Source organism: Trinickia sp. EG282A (genome assembly GCF_040965455.1).
Lineage (GTDB): Bacteria > Pseudomonadota > Gammaproteobacteria > Burkholderiales > Burkholderiaceae > Trinickia > Trinickia symbiotica.
This window is the reverse complement of record NZ_JBFRCC010000001.1, coordinates 257427-274023: the sequence shown is the minus strand read 5'-3', so window position 1 is coordinate 274023 and position 16597 is coordinate 257427. Positions and strand designations below refer to the sequence as shown.

Here is a 16597-nt window from a genome sequence, read left to right as displayed (position 1 = left end):
TGCCGCAGCCGCAATCAGCCCGCACGCGCCGCGGCGATCGGCGCTTCGGTGCCGAGCGGAGCCACGGTATCGGGCACGAACTGAAGATCGACGTCACCGTCGAGCACGCGCTTAGCACGGGCGCGATCGATGTCGTTTTCCCAGGACGCGACGACGATCGTCGCGACGCAATTGCCGATCAGGTTCGTCAGTGCGCGAGCGATGCCGACGAACCAATCGGCGGGAAGAATCAACACGAGGCCCAGCACCGGAATAGCAGGAATCGTCGAAAGCGTGGCCGCGAGAATCACGATGGCCGATCCCGGAATGCCATGCGCCCCCTTCGAGGTGACGAGTGAGACGAGCACGACGACGATGAGGTCGTGCATCGACAGCGGCGTATTGGTCGCCTGGGCGATGAAGATGACGGCAAGCGTCAGATAGATGGAGAAGCCGTCGAGATTGAACGAATAGCCGGTCGGAATGACGAGCCCGACCGTCGAATCCTTGACGCCGAGCCACTCCAGCTTGCGCATGACCTGCGGCAAGACGGCATCCGACGATGCGGTCCCGAGGACAATCGAGAGCTCGTCCTTGAAGTAGCGGATCAGCTTGAAGATGTTGAAGCCCGCGATGCGCATGACGATCCCGAGCACGACACAGACGAACACGACGCAGCTCGCGTAGAAGACGACGACGAGCATGCCGAGTTGCTTCAACGAAGTGACCCCGTACTTGCCGGTCGTGAACGCGATGGCACCGAGCACGCCGAGCGGGGCGAGCTTGATGACGAAGCCCATGATGCGAAAGAACGTCTGCGCGAGCTCGTCGATGAAGCCGCTGACGCGAGCCGCCTTGTCGCCGAGCAGCGAAAGCGCCGCACCGAACAGGACGGAAAAGACGAGCACTTGCAGGATATCCCCGCGTGCGAACGCGTCGCCGACGGTATCGGGAATGATCTTCAGCAAAAAGCCACCGACGTCCTTGAGACTCTTGACGTGCTCGGTATAGGTCGAGAGCGAAGCCGCGTCGAGGTTGCGCAAGTCGGCGTTCATGCCGGCGCCCGGCTGCACGAACCAGGCGAGCAGCGCGCCGATCACGAGCGCGATCGTCGTCATGGCCTCGAAGTAGGCAATCGCCTTGACGCCTACGCGACCCACCTTCTTGAGATCGCCCGTGCTCGCCATACCGCTCACTACGACGCAAAAAACGATCGGTCCGACCACCATCTTGATCAGCTTCAGGAAACCGTCGCCCAACGGACGCAGCGACTCGCCGAAATGCGGAAACAACGCGCCGAGCACAACACCGGCGACGAGGGCGACGATGACGCGCCCAAATAACGAATTGAGAAATCTGAACACGGCAGGCCTCCTGGCGGCGACGAATTCACGAGGCTGGCCGGACTGGTCTAACTGGTCAGACCTCACTCGTTAAGGCGAATATTAGAAACCCAATATGGCAGCGTCAAGCAAAGCCGCGAGGGGGTTAACCCGCGCCTATCGGCGCTCCGATTTCACCGGAAAAAACGATCGCGCGGCCGTGCCGGTGGCGCGCTGGCACCCCATTTCGACCAGACGGTACTAAACTACCGGTCTGACCGCAGAGGACCGCATGAGCAGCATCGCCCAAACCGTCACCGAAGCCGCCGCCGCAACGATTCAAGAGCGCATTCATCAAGGCGTCTACCCCGTCGGCAGTCTGTTGCCGGCGCAGCGGCAGCTTTCCGATGAGCTCCAGATCAGCCGTGCTTCGTTGCGCGAGGCGCTGTCGACGCTCGAGGCGCTCGGGCTCGTGACGATCCGCGCCGGCAAGGGCGTCTATGTCGCTCGCGCTCGCCCGGCTCATCCTCAACGGTGGCGCTTCGCCGATCAGGTTTCGCTGCCCGATACCTACCAAATGCGTTATGCGCTCGAGGGATTCGTCGCGCGCCTTGCGGTGGTGGCGATCGGCGATGACGATCTCGCGCCATTGGAGGAGAACCTCGACGCACTGCGCGTCGCGCTCACGGACGGCGAATTCGAGACCGCCGCCCGGCTGGACTTCGACTTCCATATGCGGATCGTCGCGCTCGCCGGGAACTCGGCGATCGAAACGATCCTGCGCAACAGCGCCGACATCATGCAGGAAAGCCAGCGCCTGCCGTTCTATCAACGCGAGCTCGTTCTATCGACTCATCGTGAGCATGCGGCGATCGTCGAGGCATTGCGAAGCCGCGATCCGGACCGCGCCGGGCGCGCAATCGAAACGCATATCGTTGCGGCGGCACAGCGAGCGGGCGTGTACTTCCCGGTGCCGGCCACCCCTCCTCGGCCCTAAACGTCCCACAGCCCCTCGAGCCCCCGCGGCTCCGGAGCTCATCCAGATAACGAACTTGTAATGTCGACGTAACGGCGGGGTCAGTGCCCCGCCGGCAAACTGCGGGTCAATCGCGCATCGCGGGCGGGCTTCGCCCCGACGCGCACTCCGGAATCGCTCCGAAAGGACCCCCGCAATGTGGATCGTCAGACTCGCGCTGAAGCGGCCCTACACGTTCATCGTGCTGGCCCTGCTGCTGTTCATCCTCGGGCCGCTCGCGATCATGCGCACGCCCACCGACATTTTTCCGAACATCGACATCCCGGTGGTCAGCATCGTCTGGTCGTACAACGGCTTCTCCGCGCAGGACATGGCGCAGCGGATCACGACGCCCTACGAGCGATCGCTCACGACCGATGTCGACGATATCGAGCACATCGAATCGCAATCGCTCGCCGGCGTCTCGGTGATCAAGGTCTTCTTCCACCCGGGCGCCGACATCAATCGTGCCGTCGCACAGGCCGCATCGAACTCGGCATCGATCCTGAAGAACCTGCCTCCGGGCACGCTGCCGCCCAACATCATTGTCTACAGCGCGTCGACCGTACCCATCCTTCAGCTCGGCCTCTCGAGCAAGACGCTCTCGGAGCAGCAACTCTACGACCTCGGCAACAGCTTCATCCGTACGCAGCTCGCCACCGTGCAAGGCGCCGCCGTGCCGCTGCCTTACGGCGGCAAGGTGCGCCAGGTCATGGTCGAGCTCGATCCCCGCGCGCTGCAGGCGAAGGGCCTCGCGCCGATCGATGTCGTCAATGCCATCAACGCGCAGAACCTGACTCTGCCGAGCGGTACGGCGAAAATCGGCGCTCGCGAATACAACGTCGAAATGAACGGCAGCACGCAGACGATCGCCGCTCTCAACGATCTGCCGATCAAGGTCGTGAACGGCTCCGTCGTCTATGTGCGCGACGTGGCGCACGTCATAGACGGCTATGCGCCGCAGACGAACATCGTGCGCGCCGACGGCAAGCGCGGCGCGCTGCTCACCATTGAAAAAACGGGCAGCACCTCCACGCTCGCGATCATTCAGCAGGTCAAGGCACTTTTGCCGAAGATCGCGGCGGGCCTGCCGTCGTCGTTGAAGATTACGCCGCTCGCCGACCAGTCCGTCTTCGTCAAGTCCGCGATCATGGGCGTGGTGCGCGAAGGCCTGATCGCGGCGTGCCTCACGGCCGCGATGATTTTGCTGTTCCTCGGCAGCTGGCGCGCCACGCTCATCATCGCCGTCTCGATTCCGCTCGCCGTCCTGTCCTCGATCATCGCGCTCTCCGCGCTCGGGCAGACGATCAACATCATGACGCTCGGCGGCCTGGCACTCGCCGTCGGCGTCCTCGTCGACGATGCGACCGTCGCGATCGAGAACATCTCGCATCATCTCGAGAACGGCGAGCCGCTGGAGGAAGCCATCCTGGTCGGCGCCGGGGAGATCGCCACGCCGACGTTCGTCTCGACGATGTCGATCTGCATCGTCTTCGTCCCGATGTTTCTGCTTTCGGGCGTAGCGCGTTATCTGTTCGTGCCGCTCGCCGAAGCGGTCGTCTTCGCGCTTTGCGCTTCCTATTTCTTCTCGCGCACGTTGATACCGACGCTCGCGATGTATCTGCTGCGCGCGAAAACGGCTCACAGCGGCACGACGGGCGGCCGCTTCGCCGCGATCGCCCGCTTTCAGCAACGATTCGAGCATCGCTTCGCCGCGCTGCGCGAGCGGTATCACGCTGCACTTTCCCGCGCGATCGCGGCGCGGCGCACGTTCATCCCTGTCTTTCTGCTGATCTGCCTCGGGTCGCTCGCGCTCGTGCCGTTCCTCGGCCGCGACTTCTTCCCCTCCGTCGATAGCGGTGAAATACGGCTGCATCTGCGCGCACCGACCGGCACGCGCATCGAAGAGACGGCGCGCATCACGGGCGAGGTGGAGCAAAAGATCCGCACCGTGATTCCGGCGGGCGAACTGGGCTCGATGCTCGACAACATCGGTCTGCCGGTCAGCGGGATCAATCTGACCTACGACTCGTCGCAGCCGATCGGCACCGAGGACGCCGAAGTCCTCATCACGCTGAAGCCCGATCACGCGCCTACGGCACGATACGTCGCCCGACTGCGCAACGTGCTGAGCGCTTCGTTTCCAGGCGTGTCGTTTGCCTTCTTGCCGGCCGACATCGTCAGCCAGATCCTCAATTTCGGCCTGCCCGCTCCGATCGACGTACAGATCGTCGGCAACCAGCTCGCGCAGAACCGAGTCGTCGCCGATCGTCTGCTGACGCAGCTGCGCGGCGTACGCGGCCTCGTCGATGCGCGTATCCAGCAGCCCGGCGACGAGCCGACGATCCGCTTCGACATCGACCGGACGAAGGCGATTCTGGCCGAGCTTTCGCAGCATGACATCGCGCAGAACCTGTTGATTGCGCTGTCGGGCAGTTCGCAGACCACGCCGAACTTCTGGCTCGATCCCGCAAACGGCGTGAGCTATCCATTGACGGTCGAAGCGCCGCAGTACGAGATTCACTCGCTGCAGACGCTCGCCAACATTCCGCTCACGACACCGCAGCCTTCAGCAAGCCCGCAGAGCCAGATCGGCACGCTCGGAACGATGTCCCGCTCGACGCAACAGGCTGTCATCTCGCATTACAACGTGCAGCCCGTGATCGACATTTACGCCTCGGCGCAAAACCGCGATCTCGGCGCGGTCGCGTCCGACGTCCAGCACCTCGTCGATGCGGCGCGCGCGCAGCTGCCGCCCGGTTCGTCGATCGTGCTGCGCGGCCAAGTGCAATCGATGAACCAATCGTTCGTCGGCCTCGGCACGGGTCTCGCCTTTGCCATCGTGCTCGTCTACCTGCTGATGGTCGTGAACTTCCAGTCATGGATCGACCCGCTCGTGATCGTGAGCGGCCTCCTGGGCTCGCTCGCCGGCATTGCCTGGATGCTGTTCGCCACGCATACGACGCTGTCCGTGCCGGCTCTCACCGGGACGATCCTTTGCATGGGCATCGCGACCGCGAACAGTATTCTCGTCGTCAACGCGGGGCGCGACCTGCTCGCAAGCGGACGAGCGCCGCTTGCCGCCGCGCTCGAAGCCGGCTTTGCCCGCTTCAGGCCAGTGATGATGACCGCCCTCGCGATGCTGATCGGGATGTTGCCGATGGCGCTCGGCCTCGGCGACGGCGGCGAGCAAAACGCGCCGCTCGGTCGCGCCGTGATCGGCGGCCTCATGTTCGGCACCGTCTCCACGCTCACGTTCGTGCCGGTCGTATTCGGGACCGTCCACGCCTGGCTCGCGAATCGTAGAGCGCGCCGCACCACCGGCTTGCCGCAATCCGCCGCCGCCGATTGAACTTCGTCTGCAGGAGCTCATGTCATGAATACACCCAACGATTGCCAGACGGATCGCGACATCGTCTCGGCTCAGCCAACCGCACGCGCAGCCGACGGAACACAATGCGATGACCTCGGCCCCGCCCGACCGGCGGCCTCGGCCAGGGTCCGGCGCCGTCCGATGCTGCCCATCGCACTCGGCTGCCTTGCCGCGGCCTTGCTCACGACCGGCATCGTGCCGCGCCTGCGTGCAAGCACCGAATTGACGCGGCAAGTGCAGGCCCAAAGCGCGCTGACCGTCTCCCTCGTCGAACCGAAGCCCGCACCCGCGTCGCAGGAACTGCTGTTGCCCGGCGCGGTGACGCCTTATATCGACGCCTCCATCTACGCGCGCACGAGCGGCTATATCGTGCACTGGTACACGGACATCGGCACGAAAGTGAAAGCGGGCCAGACGCTCGCCGTCATCGAGACGCCCGAGCTCGACGCGCAGCTGAGTCAGGCGCGCGCCGACGAAGCGACGGCCCTTGCGAACTACAACTATGCGAAAAGCACGGCGGACCGATGGGAGCAGATGCTGCGGACACAATCGGTGTCGCAGCAGGACGCGGACACGAAGACAGCCGACATGCAGGCCAAAAAGGCGATGCTCGAGGCGGCGCGTGCGAACGTCGCGCGTCTTGCCGAGCTTGTCTCGTACGAGAAGGTGGTGGCGCCGTTCGACGGCACCATTACCGCCCGCAACATCGACATCGGCTCGCTCGTCACGGCCGGCGGCACGCCCGGCGTCAACGCGCCCGCGAACGGCACCGCACTCTTTCAGATGGCTCAGACAGCGACGCTGCGCGTATTCGTCGACGTTCCGCAAGACGATGCGGCGCTTGTCGATGCGGGCACGCCAGTCTATTTGACGTCGCCACAATATCCAGGGAGACGTTTTCCGGCGAAGGTTGCGCGCACAACGAACGCGATCGATCCATCGAGCCGGACGCTGCGTGTGGAAGTCGACGTCGACAACGCGGACGGCGCCCTCATGCCGGGCGCCTACGCTCAAGCGCACCTCGAGCTCGTCGCGCCGCATCCGGCGCTGGAGCTGCCCGTCAGTGCATTGCTGTTCCGCCCGAAAGGCGTAACGGTTGCTGTCGTCGGCCGCGACGGCAAGGCCCATCTGAAGACGGTCACCATCGGCCGCGATTTCGGCACCTACGTCGAAGTCGCCACGGGTCTCGCGCCGACAGATCGCGTGATCGACAACCCTGGCGACGCCATTGGCGAAGGCGAAGCCGTTCGGGTCGCGGCCACGCCCGCCGCTCACGCCTGAAGCGCGACAGACGGAGACCGACCATGAGCCATGCCCTCCTTCGCCGCTTCAGTCCACCGTCGCTGCGCAAGACGATCGCCGCCTGCGTTGCCTGCGCATGCACCGCGTGCTCGACGCTGCCGCCCTATCGCAAGCCCGACGTCGAGATTCCGGCGCACTACGCCAATGAGGCGGCACCCGCCGCCGGCTGGAGCGTGGCAACGCCGGCTGACGCGCTCTCGCGCGGCCCCTGGTGGACGCTCTTCGGCGATCCGCGGCTCGACAGCCTCGAAGCGCGCATCGACGTCTCCAACCAGACCGTCAAGAAGGCGGTCGCGCAGCTGGAGCAAGCGCGTGCGCTGGTCAAATACGAGCGTTCGGGCTTCTCACCGATCGTCACGGCCGGCAGCGGCGCAGAGCGCGCACGCCTTTACTCGAAGAACGTCATCGGCCATTCGACGGCCGGCAAGACATTGCCCGACTATGCGGCGGGCGCCACGGCAAGCTGGGAGCCCGACCTCTTTGGGCGCGTCAAGGATGCCGTCGTCGGCGCGCGCGATACCGCGCAGGCGAGCCAGGCGGACCTCGAGGCCGTCCGACTTTCGATGACGACCGACCTTGCAATCGACTATTTCGACCTGCGCGCGCTCGACACTCAGAAGAAGCTGCTCGACGACACGGTCACGGCCTATACGGCCTCGCTTGACATCGTCGAGCAACAGTGGAAAGACGGCGCGGTCGATGCATCGGCCGTCGCCGCGGCGAGGACGCAACTCGAAAGCACGCGCGCGCAGGATACCGACATCGATGTTCAGCGCTCGCAACTTGAGCATGCAATCGCCACGCTGATCGGCGTCCCGGCCTCGTCGTTCTCACTGCCGCCGAGCGTCGCGCCGATCACAGTGCCGGACGTCCCGACGGGCGTGCCGTCGCAACTGCTCGAGCGACGGCCCGACATCGCGGCCGCCGAGCGCCGGGTGGCCGCGGCCAACGCGCAAATCGGCGAGGCGCATGCCGCCTACTATCCGGACCTGCTTCTCTCGGCCGGTGCCGGACTCGAGAGCACCTATTACGCGCCCTGGCTGACGGCGGGAAGCCTCGTCTGGTCGTTGGGCGCGCAACTGGCCGGCACGATTTTCGATGGAGGCCGACGCGATGCCGCGCTCAAAACCGCCACCGCGCAATATGAAGGCACCGTCGCAGACTATCGGCAAACGGTTCTCGTCGCGTTCCAGCAGGTCGAGGACAACTTATCGGCACTGCAAACATTGGGAAGCGAAGAGCAGACGCAGCGCATCGCCACGCAGTCGGCGCAACTGTCGCTGAAGCTGACCATGAATCGCTATCGCGCGGGGGCCGTGAGCTACCTCGACGTCGTCACGGCGCAAACCATCGCATTGACGAACGAGCGTACCGAAGACCAGATCCAGGCCCGCCGTGTCGACGCGGCGGCCCTGCTCGTGAAAGCGCTCGGCGGCGGCTGGGACCGCACCGCCCTCGCCGGCGCGGATACCGACGCCACAAGCGCGGACAAATCCGCCAAGCCGACGCCGAGCCGAGGAAATGTTCCAGAGGAAGCGGACACTGGAACAAGCAAGCCCGGGACTTGAGGCCGGCCAAAATGCATGCGCTTGCGCTCTCTTCTATACTTGTGCGCAAGCGTTTCGCCGTGCCGTTCGAAGCCCTGACAATCAATCAGACACAACAGGAAACAGGAGTCGTCATGAACACTCGCGCAACCTCAGCAAACGCACAAAATCCTTTCAGCAAGCAGGCAATCGATGAAATCTCGGAGCAACTCAATCCGCTGCTGGCCGATGTCTTCGCGGTCTATCTGAAGACGAAGAACTTCCATTGGCATATGCGCGGCCCGCACTTCCGCGACTACCATCTGCTGCTCGACGAGCAAGGCGAACAGCTCTTCGCCATCACCGACGACATCGCCGAGCGCGTGCGCAAGATCGGTGGATCGACGCTGCGCTCGATCGGCGATATCGCGCGCAGGCAGCGCATCTCGGACAACGATGCCGACTCGGTCGCACCGCTCGCGATGCTCGCCGAGCTGCGCGACGACAATCTTCGCCTTGCCGCATTCATGCTGGAAGCGCACGAGGTCTGCGACAAGCACGACGACGTCGCGACGGCGAGCCTGCTCGAAAACTGGATCGACGAAGCGCAGCGGCGCGCCTGGTTCCTCGCCGAAACGATCAGCGGGTAGCCGTTCCCTCGGGAAAGGTCAGGATAAAGCGCGTGCCGGCTGCATCGCTCTCGGCGCGCGCGGTGCCGCCATGCAATTCCATGATGGTGCGCACGATCGCGAGGCCGAGTCCGGCCGAGCCGACCGAACTCGGCTCGCTCTTGCGCGCCGGATCCGCTCGGTAGAACCGATCGAAGATGCGCTCGAGCAACGCGGGATCGATGGGGGCGCCTTCGTTGGCCACCACGATCCGTGTACCGTCCTCCGCTCGCGCGGCCTCGAGGGCGATTTCCTTGCCCGGCGGCGTATAGCGGAGTGCGTTGGCGAGCAGATTGTTGATGGCTCGCCTCATCAACTCGACGTCGGCTCGCAGCTTGACTGAAGCATCGCCCTTCACGCTCAGCCGAATGCCCCCATCGTCGGCCACGCCTTCGAAATACTGCGCAATACGCGTGAGCTCTTCCACCGCATCGAGCTCGCGCAATTGCGTGACGAATTGCGGGTGCTCGGCCCGCGCGAGAAACAGCACGCTTTCGATCATCCGCGATAGCCGCTCACACTCCTCGAGGTTCGAGGCGAGCACCGCCTGATATTCCTCGACCGTACGTTCGCGCGCGAGCGCCACCTCGGCCGACCCGCGCAGGTTGCCGAGCGGTGTGCGCATATCGTGCGCGAGATCGGCCGTGTATTGCGAAATGCGTTCGAAGCCGCGATGGAGGCGATCGAGCATTGCGTTGAGCGACTGCGTGAGCGCGCTCAGCTCGGTCGGCACGTTTTCGACATCGATGCGCGTGTCGAGCTTCTCGACCGTGATCGTTGCCGCGCTCGCCGCGATGTCGCGGACTGGGCGCAACGCCTCGCGTGAAAGCATCCATCCGAGCCCGAGCGCGACCAGCATGCCGCCAAGGCCGAACGCGTAGAGACGCTCGCGATAGTGATCGAGCAGTTGCCATCGATCGGTCATATCGCGTGAAACGATAGCCGTGACGGTACTGCCGTCGCGCAGCCGAAGTTGGGACGCGATACCGTGCATCGGCCTGCCGGCCGGGGCATGCCACTCGACGATCGATTGCTCGGTAATTCGTGCATCGTCCGGCACATCGGGCATCGACGCCGGCAGCGGCGACGCCGTGCCGAGCGTCTCGGCGTTATGATCGACGAGCACTTCGCCGGCGGAATCGACGACGTGCAGCGACAGCTCGCGATGGCCGAGCACCTGACTCGTGAGTCGCTCAGCATGCTCGCGCACGGACGCGGTGGAGTCGAGCTCGTCCGCGAGGCGCCGCACGTGGCGCGAGATGAGCACGGTGTCGAGGTCGTCCTCTTTCTTGATCTGCCGATCGAGCGCGTAGTACAGCATGCTGCCGACGGCCCCGAAGACGACGAGCGTGATACCGCCGAAGGCCAGTGCGAGCGTAGCGGCGAGCGACCGGCTCGCCATTCACTGCTCCTCTCTGGGTTCGATCACATACCCGACTCCACGCACGGTCTGGATCAGCTTGACGTGGAAATCCTCGTCGATTTTCACGCGCAACCGGCGAATCGCGACCTCGACGACATTCGTATCGCTGTCGAAGTTCATGTCCCAGACGTACGAGGCGATCTGCGTGCGGCTCAGCACCTCGCCCTCGTGCTGGACGAGCAACTGAAGCAGCGCGAACTCGCGCGGCGTCAAATCGATGCGGGTCGTCCCCCGGCGCACACGCCGCCGGTTGACGTCGATCTCCAGGTCGGCCACTTTCAGCAGCTCGTTTTCGCGCGGGGGCCCGCGCCGCGCCAGTGTCCGTACGCGCGCGAGCAGTTCGACGAACGCGAACGGCTTGACGAGATAGTCGTCGGCGCCGAGCTCGAGGCCGCGCACGCGGTCGTGAATGTCGTCTCTTGCGGTCAGAAACAGGACAGGCGTGGTCAGACGTTGCTCGCGCAGTGTTTTGAGCACGGACCACCCGTCCATCGTCGGCAGCATGACGTCGAGCACGATCACGTCGTAGCGCTCCTCCTGCGCGAGCAGGAGCCCCTCGGCACCGTCCGTCGCGACGTCGACGGAATAACCCGACTCCTGCAGCCCCTTTTTCAGGTAGGCCCCTGTCTTCGGCTCGTCTTCAATGACCAATATCCGCATATTCGTGCTCGCGACGCCGGCTGCTCGTTCGTCCGCTGATGACTCGTTCCGGGAGCCCCGATTCTATGCTGAACGCGGCTTCGAGGTCGCCGCGGTGTACTCGTCAGCAGTCCGAAAGAATTCGCGGCCCCGGGCTCTCGATGGGCGCGGCCGCCGCACGACGCGGTCGGCAACTAGAAGCCGTTGACGGGGATTTTCAAATAGGGAATGCCGTTCGATTCCGGTGGCGGCATTTCGCCCGCGCGCATATTCACCTGCACCGACGGAATGATCAGCGCCGGCATCGAGAGCGTGCGATCGCGGCGCGTGCGCATTTCGACGAAGTCGCTCTCCGACACGCCCTCGCGCAGATGAATATTCATGTGCCGCTCTTCCGCGACCGTCGTCTGACAGCAGGCCTCGCGCGTAGGCGGCGGATAGTCGTGGCACATGAAAAGCCGCGTTTCGGGCGGCAGCGACAGCAGCCTCGTCACCGAACGGTAGAGCGAATGGGCGTCGCCACCGGGGAAGTCGCAGCGCGCGGACCCCACATCGGGCATGAACAGGGTATCCCCGACGAAGACCGCATCGCCGACCTTGTATGCCATATCGGCCGGCGTGTGGCCGGGCACGTGCAGCGCCTCAGCGGTCAGCGCGCCGATCGAAAAGGTTTCGTCCGATGTGAACAAATGATCGAACTGCGTGCCGTCGGCCGGCACATCGGCGCCGAGATTGAACACACGCTTGAACGTATGCTGCACGGCGCGGATCTGCTCGCCGATCGCGGTCTTCCCGCCGAGCTCGCGCTTCAGGTATTGCGCCGCCGACAGGTGATCGGCATGCGCATGCGTTTCGAGCAGCCATTGCACGCTGAGCCCGTGCGCACGCACGAATGCCACCACGCGGTCGGCCGCGACGGTCGATGTGCGTCCCGAGCATGGACTGTAATCGAGCACGGAATCGACGATCGCGCATGGCGACCCGTCGCCGGCATGCACGACGTAGGTGAACGTCGACGTCACGGGATCGAAGAAGGATTCCACGAGCGGCTGCATGACAGGCTCCGGGGGGATCGGGAACCGTCACAATATACCCTGACGCGTCCGGTATTTTGACCTATCGCGCCTGGCAGTTGCGCCCGATCCGCGAGCGCGGCCGCCGCGGGCTCAACGCGCCGGCCTCCTCGCCAATGCGGCCACGGCGAAGCCCGTGGCAATCGCGGCGTAGACGCAGGCCATCGAGCGCGGCGACAAATGTGCCTCGAAGCCCGGCGTCAGTCGTTTCGGCACGACGTGATAGTCGACGAGATAGGCCGTCGCCGCGGTGGCGGCCGCCGCTCCGGCCGTGCGAGCAGGCCGTTGGCGGGGCATGCGCGGGACGAGCTTTTCGAAAAGCGCGCCCCAGAACACCGCCGCGGCTTGATGGATGGCCAACCCCGTCAACGTGTGGCGCACGCTCCATGTCGTCGCTCTGGGCGCGGCTTCCGGCCACAGGCAATGCGTCACCGCATTGATCGGGGCACACGCCGTCGTCCCGTCGGTGCGCGCTCGCCAGGCCGCGACGGCGGCGGCAAGCGCGCCTGCCGCCGAGCCCGAAGTCAAAGAGCGGCGCCAGAACCGCGCGCCGCCGCGAGCGGTGCCGGACGCATCCGGGGTTGCGCCGGGGCGCGAACGGGTCTCGTTAGTTCCCTGCCGGTCGGTCATCACATCCTCCTTCACCGTGCGGATTGGGCGCAGCACCGCACGTGCCTCATCGTTTCCGCGCCCGTCGCCGCCCTTCTTCTCTTCGAGCCCGGCGGCAGCTGGTACGGCCCATGCTGACTGCTTCCCAGATGCGCCGTTAAAACGGCCTCATGAAACGCTCGGAGGAAAGACGATGGCCGAAGCAAACGAATGCACGCTGACGTTCGACGGTAAGACGCTGACCGGCAAAGCGGGCCAGCCGCTGATGGACTTTCTCGCGGAACATGGAATCGCACTGCCCCACGTCTGCTATCACCGTTCGCTCGGCGCTTTGCAGACCTGCGACGTCTGCTGGGTCGAGATGGACGGCCAGCTCGAACGCGGGTGCACGGTGAAATCGGCCGACGGACTCGTTATTTCGAGCGCGAGCGAAGCCGCCATGGCCGCCCAGCGCGAGGGCATGGACAGGCTGCTGGCCAAGCACGAACTCTATTGCACCGTCTGCGAAAACAACACGGGCGACTGCACGTTGCACAACACGATGGCGCAAATGAACATGCCGATCCAGCGCTATCCGTTCGAGCGCAAGCCCTACGAAAAGGACGAATCGAGCCAGTTCTATACCTACGACCCCGATCAATGCATTCTCTGCGGCCGTTGCGTCGAAGCCTGCCAGAACGTCGAAGTCAACGAAACGCTCAGCATCGACTTCTCGGCGGAGCATCCGCGCGTGCTCTGGGACGGCGGCAAGCCCATCGACGAATCGAGCTGCGTGAGCTGCGGGCATTGCGTGACCGTCTGCCCCTGCAACGCGCTGATGGAAAAGACGATGCAACCGGACGCGGGCCCCTTTACATCGATGCCGCAGTCACTGAAACGGCCGCTGATCGAGGTCGTGAAGACGCTCGAAAACACCATCGGCGCCCCGCCCATCACCGCGCTCTCGAAGATGGACATGCACTGGCGGCAGCCGGAGATCAAGCGGACGAAGACGGTTTGCACCTACTGCGGCGTCGGTTGCTCGTTCGAGATGTGGACGCGCGACCGGCATCTGCTGAAGGTGCAGCCGGTCGTCGACGCGCCCGTCAACGGCATCTCGACCTGCATCAAAGGCAAGTTCGCATGGGACTTCATCAATGACAAAGAGCGGCTCACGACGCCGCTCATCCGCGATCGCGAGCACAACTGCTTTCGCGAGGCGAGCTGGGACGAGGCGCTCAGCCTCGTTGCGCGCCGCCTGCTCGAGATCCGCGACGCGCACGGACCCGACAGCATCGGCTTCATTGGCTCGAGCAAGGCGAGCAACGAGGAGGCATACCTCACGCAAAAAATCGCGCGGCTCATCATCGGCACGAACAGCGTCGACAACTCGTCGCGCTATTGCCAGAACCCCGCGACGATGGGACTCTTTCGCACGGTCGGCTACGGCGGCGACGCGGGCACGATCGCCGACATCGAATCAGCCGATCTCGTCGTCATCGTCGGCAGCAACACGGCCGAAAACCATCCCGTCATCGCCTCGAAGATCAAGGCCGCGCACAAGCTGCGCGGACAGAAGCTCCTCGTCGTCGACCCGCGGCGCCACGAAATGGCCGAGCGCGCCGACATTTATCTGCGGCCGAAGGCAAGCACCGATCTGATCTGGGCCTCGGCGCTCTCGCGCTACATGTTCGAGCATGGCTATGCCGACCTGGACTTTCTCGCCAAGCGAGTCAACAAGGTCGAGGAATATCGGCGCTCGCTGGAGCCATTCACGCTCGAGTTCGCGGAGCGCATGACGAACATCCCTCGCGACCAGCTTGCGGCGGCCGGCGAAATGATCGGTCAGGCGAAGAGCGTCTGCCTTTTATGGGCGATGGGCATCACGCAACACAGCCATGGCGCGGACACGAGCACTGCCCTCTCGAACCTGCTCATCGTGACCGGCAACTACGGCCGGCCCGGCACGGGCGGCTACCCGATGCGCGGACACAACAACGTACAGGGAGCGAGCGACTTCGGCTGCCTGAAGAACGTCTTCCCCGGGTACGAGAAGGTGACTGACGAGAAAGTGCGGGAGAAATGGGCCAAGGCATGGGGCATCGATGCGAGCCGCCTTTCGGGCAAGATCGGTCAGGACAACTTCATGATGGTCGAAGAGGCCGCGCAAAAGCGACTGAAGGCGATGTACGTCATCGGCGAGGAAACGGCGTTTTCCGATGCCGACTCCGAAAACGTCCACAAGGCCTTCCGCGAAATCGACTTCCTCGTCGTGCAGGACATCTTCATGAGCCGGACGGCCGAGTTCGCCGATGTCGTGCTGCCTGGATGTCCGAGCGTCGAGAAAGAGGGCACGTTCGTCAACACCGAGCGGCGTATTCAGCGCTTCTACGAGGTCATGCCGCCGCTCGGAAACTGCCGCCCAGACTGGCGCATCCTGACCGATCTCGCCGCCCGCATGGGCCATCCGTGGGGATATACGCACCCGTCGCAGATCATGGACGAAGTCGCCGGCATCGCTCAGATGTTCGCCGGCGTCAATTACGAGCGGCTCGAAGGATGGAAGTCGCTCGTCTGGCCGGTGAAGCCCGACGGCACCGATACGCCGCTGCTCTACACCGATCGGTTCCATACCGACGACGGCAAGGCCGTGCTCTATGCGCTCGAATGGAAGGCACCCGACGAGGACGCCGACAACGAATACGATCTCATGCTCGACAACGGACGCATGCTCGAGCAGTTTCAATCGACGAATCAGACCGGGCGCGGGCCGCGCATCTGGCACGAGGCGCCGAACTGGTTCGTGGAGGTCAGCCCCGAGCTCGCCGCCGAGCGCGGCATCGAAAGCGGGGCCTGGGTGCGCATCAGTTCGCGGCGCGGCTCGGCCGAGCTGACGGCGCTCGTCACCGACCGCGTGCGCGGCAAGACGCTCTTCGTGCCGATCCACCAGGGCAAGCCCGGCGTCAATGAGATGACGGGCGAGCACCATGACCCGGACGTCAACACGCCGGCCTACAAGGAGGTCGCCGCCAAGCTCGAGGTATTGCCGCGCGCGAAGGACGGTCCGCCGCTGCCGCCGAGCAATTACCGCAACCACGAGCGCACGCCCATCGATGGAATCGACGCGGCCGAGAAGTGGGCGCGTCAGGACTACACGCGCCCGCCCGCGCAGGTGCCACACCCGGAGAGAATGTAATGGCCGAACGGATTCACTACCAAGCCAGCGTGCCCGAGATCGGGCCCGATGCGCACGAAGAGCTCGAACGTCTGCTTCAAAACCTGCACCGGCACGGCGTTCTACGCTTCGTGAACGACCTCGTCGGCGCGAAGACGCCGGTCGCTCAGGTGCTCGTGAGCGGCCTCGAAAAGGAAGGCACGCTGAACGCGATCCAGAATCTGGCGATCGTGCTCATGGCGCTATCGCGCATCTCGCCGCAGCAATTCTACAAAGCAGCGTTTGCGATGACGGACGCGTTTCATGCGGCGAGCACATGGCAGCCGCAAGAGGACGGGAATACGGCGCCGGGCGTGAGCGGCGCTTATCGCATGCTGCACGACGACGCGCTCTGGCAAGCGCTGACGCCGCTCATCGAAGGACTCAAGGCATTCTCGGCCGGCCTCGAACGCGATATCGACAAGCCGATATCGGCGTTCACAGGCAAGCCGAGCAGCGCTTGACGTCATGCGCC

At 64.5% G+C, this 16597-nt stretch carries 12 protein-coding genes; 7 read left to right on the top strand and 5 right to left on the bottom strand.

Features of this window, described 5'->3' with window-relative positions; genetic code table 11:
• Positions 1-14: 14 nt before the first annotated feature.
• Entirely contained in the window at positions 15-1343 is a 1329-nt protein-coding gene (locus tag AB4Y31_RS01275; protein WP_368672361.1) for a C4-dicarboxylate transporter DctA, read from the bottom strand.
• A gap of 250 nt (positions 1344-1593) precedes the next feature.
• On the opposite strand from AB4Y31_RS01275, the gene AB4Y31_RS01270 reads away from it, so the two are divergent.
• The 5 genes from AB4Y31_RS01270 (at position 1594) to AB4Y31_RS01250 (ending at position 9167) form a co-directional block, all read left to right on the top strand.
• Complete coding sequence (locus tag AB4Y31_RS01270) at positions 1594-2298, top strand: FadR/GntR family transcriptional regulator (RefSeq protein ID WP_368672360.1); 705 nt, start codon at positions 1594-1596, stop codon at positions 2296-2298.
• Between the two features lie 175 nt (positions 2299-2473).
• The gene (locus tag AB4Y31_RS01265) at positions 2474-5668 is read left to right on the top strand and encodes an efflux RND transporter permease subunit (protein ID WP_368672359.1); all 3195 of its coding nucleotides are present in this window, start codon (positions 2474-2476) and stop codon (positions 5666-5668) included.
• A gap of 24 nt (positions 5669-5692) precedes the next feature.
• Positions 5693-6970, top strand: a complete 1278-nt coding sequence (locus tag AB4Y31_RS01260) for an efflux RND transporter periplasmic adaptor subunit (protein WP_368672358.1) — start codon at positions 5693-5695, stop codon at positions 6968-6970.
• Positions 6971-6993: 23 nt separating this feature from the next.
• Positions 6994-8559: an efflux transporter outer membrane subunit gene (locus AB4Y31_RS01255; RefSeq protein ID WP_368672357.1), complete on the top strand. Its 1566-nt coding sequence runs from the start codon at positions 6994-6996 to the stop codon at positions 8557-8559.
• 113 nt (positions 8560-8672) lie between these two features.
• Positions 8673-9167, top strand: coding sequence for a Dps family protein (locus AB4Y31_RS01250; RefSeq protein WP_368672356.1), 495 nt, complete (start codon positions 8673-8675; stop codon positions 9165-9167).
• Here the strand turns inward: AB4Y31_RS01250 and AB4Y31_RS01245 are convergent.
• The 4 genes from AB4Y31_RS01245 to AB4Y31_RS01230 all read right to left on the bottom strand — a co-directional run bounded on the left by AB4Y31_RS01245 (position 9157) and on the right by AB4Y31_RS01230 (position 12950).
• Positions 9157-10587 carry a heavy metal sensor histidine kinase gene (locus AB4Y31_RS01245; RefSeq protein ID WP_368672355.1) on the bottom strand — a complete coding sequence of 477 codons (1431 nt, stop codon included), beginning with the start codon at positions 10585-10587 and terminating at the stop codon, positions 9157-9159. The genes AB4Y31_RS01250 and AB4Y31_RS01245 overlap by 11 nt on opposite strands.
• On the bottom strand, positions 10588-11268 hold the full coding sequence (locus tag AB4Y31_RS01240; protein WP_368672354.1) for a heavy metal response regulator transcription factor: 681 nt from the start codon (positions 11266-11268) through the stop codon (positions 10588-10590).
• A 173-nt stretch (positions 11269-11441) separates the two neighbouring features.
• Positions 11442-12302, bottom strand: coding sequence for an MBL fold metallo-hydrolase (locus AB4Y31_RS01235; protein ID WP_368672353.1), 861 nt, complete (start codon positions 12300-12302; stop codon positions 11442-11444).
• A gap of 111 nt (positions 12303-12413) precedes the next feature.
• Positions 12414-12950, bottom strand: coding sequence for a hypothetical protein (locus AB4Y31_RS01230; protein WP_368672352.1), 537 nt, complete (start codon positions 12948-12950; stop codon positions 12414-12416).
• A 172-nt stretch (positions 12951-13122) separates the two neighbouring features.
• Here AB4Y31_RS01230 and fdhF point away from each other — a divergent pair, with 172 nt between their 5' ends.
• Both fdhF and AB4Y31_RS01220 read left to right on the top strand, forming a co-directional pair.
• On the top strand, positions 13123-16104 hold the full coding sequence (fdhF, locus tag AB4Y31_RS01225; protein ID WP_368672351.1) for a formate dehydrogenase subunit alpha: 2982 nt from the start codon (positions 13123-13125) through the stop codon (positions 16102-16104).
• Positions 16104-16586: a DUF1641 domain-containing protein gene (locus AB4Y31_RS01220; RefSeq protein WP_107150366.1), complete on the top strand. Its 483-nt coding sequence runs from the start codon at positions 16104-16106 to the stop codon at positions 16584-16586. Before fdhF ends, AB4Y31_RS01220 begins: the two co-directional genes overlap by 1 nt.
• Positions 16587-16597: the final 11 nt, after the last annotated feature.

Bases quoted from the DNA above. Each gene is read 5' to 3' on its own strand.
- AB4Y31_RS01255 (WP_368672357.1), top strand. From the start codon at position 6,994: ATGAGCCATGCCCTCCTTCGCCGCTTCAGTCCACCGTCGCTGCGCAAG.
- AB4Y31_RS01240 (WP_368672354.1), bottom strand. From the start codon at position 11,268: ATGCGGATATTGGTCATTGAAGACGAGCCGAAGACAGGGGCCTACCTG.
- AB4Y31_RS01265 (WP_368672359.1), top strand. From the start codon at position 2,474: ATGTGGATCGTCAGACTCGCGCTGAAGCGGCCCTACACGTTCATCGTG.
- AB4Y31_RS01245 (WP_368672355.1), bottom strand. From the start codon at position 10,587: ATGGCGAGCCGGTCGCTCGCCGCTACGCTCGCACTGGCCTTCGGCGGT.
- AB4Y31_RS01260 (WP_368672358.1), top strand. From the start codon at position 5,693: ATGAATACACCCAACGATTGCCAGACGGATCGCGACATCGTCTCGGCT.
- AB4Y31_RS01270 (WP_368672360.1), top strand. From the start codon at position 1,594: ATGAGCAGCATCGCCCAAACCGTCACCGAAGCCGCCGCCGCAACGATT.
- AB4Y31_RS01220 (WP_107150366.1), top strand. From the start codon at position 16,104: ATGGCCGAACGGATTCACTACCAAGCCAGCGTGCCCGAGATCGGGCCC.
- AB4Y31_RS01235 (WP_368672353.1), bottom strand. From the start codon at position 12,302: ATGCAGCCGCTCGTGGAATCCTTCTTCGATCCCGTGACGTCGACGTTC.
- AB4Y31_RS01230 (WP_368672352.1), bottom strand. From the start codon at position 12,950: ATGACCGACCGGCAGGGAACTAACGAGACCCGTTCGCGCCCCGGCGCA.
- AB4Y31_RS01250 (WP_368672356.1), top strand. From the start codon at position 8,673: ATGAACACTCGCGCAACCTCAGCAAACGCACAAAATCCTTTCAGCAAG.
- fdhF (WP_368672351.1), top strand. From the start codon at position 13,123: ATGGCCGAAGCAAACGAATGCACGCTGACGTTCGACGGTAAGACGCTG.